Annotated in this window: 1 pseudogene; it reads right to left on the bottom strand. The window is 57.7% G+C overall.

Annotation, left to right across the window (positions count from 1 at the left end):
* Positions 1-383: pseudogene (locus AC0L17_RS34640) on the bottom strand (GGDEF-domain containing protein); the annotation flags it as partial.

The raw sequence follows: 383 nt of genomic DNA, 5'->3' as shown, positions 1-383 counted from the left end.
GAATTGCGCTCCATTTCCGCCGCAAGCCGCTCCGCCTCATGTCTCAGGCGGCTTGCTTCGCGGAAGCGGGCTTGCCCTACAAACGAGCCTCGAACCAAGCCGCCCACGAAGAGCAGAACGGCAAAAGCCAGAATGTAATCTTCAAAGTTGCCTTTCGCCAACAGGCAAGCCATCGCGATCACAAGCGGCGGCGTGATGAAGTTGATCGCGGCCGCGGCATATGAACTGCCGTATGTAACCGCACCAGCTGAGATGCCTGCCAGAATAATCAGATGCAGCGGCGCTTGCGGCGTTGTGTAGCCAACGGTAAGGACGGCAAGAAAGGACCAGGCAAACCCTGACAGAAGAGCAAGGATGCCAAACCAGCGAAGCCGCTGCGAAAT

This window comes from Mesorhizobium sp. WSM4829 (assembly GCF_055811475.1).
This window is presented reverse-complemented; position numbering and strand designations above follow the sequence as displayed.